Genomic DNA, 3,118 nt, shown 5'->3' on the forward strand with positions numbered 1-3,118 from the left:
CGGTGCGGCCAGCGAGGCCATGTCGAAATCGGCGGCCAGCGGAACGCCGGCAACCACGGCGCGAATGCGCGGATCGGTGTGGGTTTGCCAGCCTGCGTCGCTGAATCTTTGGCGGATCACTGCCAGCGCCACCGATTTTTTCAGGCCGTCCAGCATGCCGCCCGTAAGCCGGGTGGTCAGCCCGACGCAGGTGTGAAAGTCCTCGGCAATGTTGGCCTCGCAATGCCGGGCCAGCAGCGCCGGGGACCAGCGGCCACCGGCGAGCGTCAGGGCGGTATGGCCGCCGGCCGACATGCCGTACATGCCGACCTTGTCCAGCGACAGGAGCGGTGCAAGGCGCTGGTCACGCGCTACCGCGTCAATGGCGCGGGAGACCTCGGCGGGCCGCTGCTTCCAGCTGTCGGGTCCGGGGGTAGACGGGTCCATGGCGTTGTCGCCGCGGTGCAGGGGAAACGCAACGACGAAGCCGTCTTCGACCAKGCGGCGCGCCAGGTCGGTGTACGTCCAGGGCGAGCCGCCCGAGCCGTGCGAGATCACCACGAGGCGCGTGTTGCCGCGCACGGGTTGGCCACCGCGATCAAGTTTGAGGGAATAGGAGCCGAACTGGGCCTGCCGGTCTTCACCGGCGGAAGGGTAAAAAACGCTGACGGGGCCATCGTCCTGCAGGCCGGGCAGTTCGGTGAATCCCATGCCGGCCTGCACGCAGGTGGCGGCGAGCAGCAACAGGCCGCTCAGGACATAACGGTGCATGGGTGTTCCTTCGTTTTCTGGGCGCCCGGGTGGGGCATTGTGTGCGTCCGAGGGATTTTCACCGGACTCCGTGCACGGACCGTCCTGCCACGGGCTCGTCAAAAAATGCTGCAGCTTTTCCGGGCGATGTGGAAAGTCACAGCAGGCCGAGCTGCGCCCACAGCATCTTGCCCAGGTAGCGGTCGGGCATCAGCGTGAACACGCCTGCCACCAGGCATGCGCCAATGTAGAGGGACTGCATGGCGCGGCGGTGGCCCGCAATGTTGCCGCGGCTCAAATGCCAAAACGCGCCGGTCAGGCTGAGCAGTGTGAAGGGCACCAGCAGGTGGATGGGTGTGTAGCCGGCGATATTGGGATAGTCATAGTCGCGGATGAAAACTGCCGTCGCGGCGGTGACCAGCATCATCGTCACGAAGGCATAACCAAAAGCCCGGTGCAGCTTGGGCCGCTGCAAGCGCCCTTTACGCGCCCACAGCGCGACGGGCCCAATGACGATGGCGGTGCTGGCAGCAAACAGATGAATGGCGATCAGCGGTGTCAGTTGCATGGCTGTGGCGACTGGCGGAAGGGGTAACAAATTGTGCACAGAAATACCACCCCTGTCCAGACTCACTGCGGTAGCCTGTTCTCCCCTCGAGGGGACGGCGCCTGCGGTCTGGCAAAGCCAGTCCCGCGGCCCTACTGGTGAAATACCCCCATCCGGGTTGCGCGCCGGGAGCTCTTGAACCCAGCCGGGGCCGCGGAACCGGCTTTGCCGGGCCGCAGGCGCAGCGGCCCCCTTGGGGGGCAGGGAGCTACACGAAGTGAGCGACCGTGGGGGCCATAATCTTTCATTTTCTGGAGACCGCGTGGATATTGCACTGTTGATCAAAGCCGCCGTCATGGGCATCGTCGAGGGCCTGACTGAATTCCTGCCGATCTCCTCGACAGGGCACCTGATATTGGCCGGTGCGCTGCTGGGATTTGACGATGAAAAAGCCAAGGTGTTTGATATCGCGATCCAGACTGGCGCCATTTTTGCGGTGATCCTGGTGTACTGGCAGAAGATCCGCGCGACCGCCGTAGCCCTGCCGACCGAGAAACAGGCGCAACAGTTTGTGCTCAATGTGCTGGTGGCTTTTGTGCCCGCCGTGGTGCTGGGCCTGCTGTTCGGCAAAGCCATCAAGGCCCATCTTTTCACGCCCGTGGTGGTGGCCAGCACTTTCATCATCGGCGGCTTCATCATCCTCTGGGCCGAAAAGCGGCAGCAAAAGAACACCGCGGCTGCGCGCATCCAGGAGGTGGAGGACATGACCGTGATGGACGCGGTGAAGGTCGGCCTGGTGCAATGCCTGGCGATGATTCCCGGCACCAGCCGAAGCGGTGCGACCATCATCGGCGGCATGCTGCTGGGGCTGTCGCGCAAGGCCGCGACCGACTTCTCGTTTTTCCTGGCCATGCCGACGCTGATTGGCGCCGGCGCCTACAGCCTGTACAAGGAGCGGGCGCTGCTGTCTGCTGCCGACATGCCCATGTTTGCGGTAGGCTTGGTGTTTTCGTTTTTCAGTGCCTGGCTTTGCGTACGCTGGCTGCTGCGCTACATCTCGACCAACAGCTTTGTGCCGTTTGCCTGGTACCGCATCGCGTTCGGCATTGTGGTGCTGGCCACGGCATGGAGCGGGCTGGTGGTTTGGGCGGCGTAAAAAACTGAGCGTCCGGTAAAAGAGACGCAGAGGAGGGGACTGCCATGACCTGGCTTCGGTATTTTTCTGTTCTTCTTTGGGGCTTGCTGCTGGCACAGCTGTCGCATGCGAGTGGCCCGGTATTTATCCCGTCGCAGGACGGCAAGCTGCAGATTCCCGGCTACTGGTTCGACACCGGCGACAAGGATCCGCGGCCCGTCATCATCGGCCTGCATGGCTGCGGCGGCGGGCTCGACAGTAAAGGCAATTTTGCCGAGCGGCTCTTCCGGTATGGCGGGTACTTCAACGCGGAGCGCATGCATTTCCTCGCGCTGGACAGCTTCACCCCGCGTGGCCAGAAATCGATTTGCGAGACACCCAACAAGCTCCGCACCATCCACGAAAGCGATCGCCGCGAGGATGTGTTTGCTGCCATCGACTGGCTGGTGAAGCAGCCGTCTGTGGATGCTTCGCGCATTGTGGTCCTGGGCTGGTCGCATGGCGCGCAGACGGTGCTCAGCACTATCGACGCCACAGACAAATACGTGCAGGCACAGAAGGTGCAGCCGCGCGCCGCCGTGGCTTTTTACCCTGGCTGCCTGCTGAACAACAGGATGTGGAACTATGAAGTCCATGTGCCGCTCCTGATCATGATCGGCGAGCTCGACGACTGGACACTGGCCCCGGAGTGCGTCACCCTGCATGGG

The 3,118-nt window shown here is 63.2% G+C and carries 4 protein-coding genes; 2 read left to right on the forward strand and 2 right to left on the reverse strand.

The window, feature by feature from the left end; translation table 11 throughout:
- Both AC1D1P_RS18975 and AC1D1P_RS18980 read right to left on the reverse strand, forming a co-directional pair.
- The coding region (locus tag AC1D1P_RS18975) for an alpha/beta hydrolase family protein (RefSeq protein ID WP_477674040.1) at positions 1–750 on the reverse strand (750 nt) is incomplete at its 3' end.
- Positions 751–886: 136 nt separating this feature from the next.
- Positions 887–1,297, reverse strand: coding sequence for a DUF2306 domain-containing protein (locus tag AC1D1P_RS18980; RefSeq protein WP_477671543.1), 411 nt, complete (start codon positions 1,295–1,297; stop codon positions 887–889).
- A 301-nt stretch (positions 1,298–1,598) separates the two neighbouring features.
- Between AC1D1P_RS18980 and AC1D1P_RS18985 the strand changes: the two genes are divergently transcribed.
- Positions 1,599–2,432, forward strand: a complete 834-nt coding sequence (locus AC1D1P_RS18985) for an undecaprenyl-diphosphate phosphatase (RefSeq protein ID WP_457279124.1) — start codon at positions 1,599–1,601, stop codon at positions 2,430–2,432.
- 44 nt (positions 2,433–2,476) lie between these two features.
- Positions 2,477–3,118, forward strand: a 642-nt coding sequence (locus AC1D1P_RS18990; RefSeq protein WP_477674041.1) for a dienelactone hydrolase family protein, incomplete at its 3' end; no start/stop codon positions are given.

This window comes from Polaromonas sp. P1_E1_2, assembly GCF_056406035.1.

Coding starts and splice junctions, on each gene's coding strand:
- AC1D1P_RS18980 (WP_477671543.1), bottom strand. CDS start 1,297: ATGCAACTGACACCGCTGATCGCCATTCATCTGTTTGCTGCCAGCACC.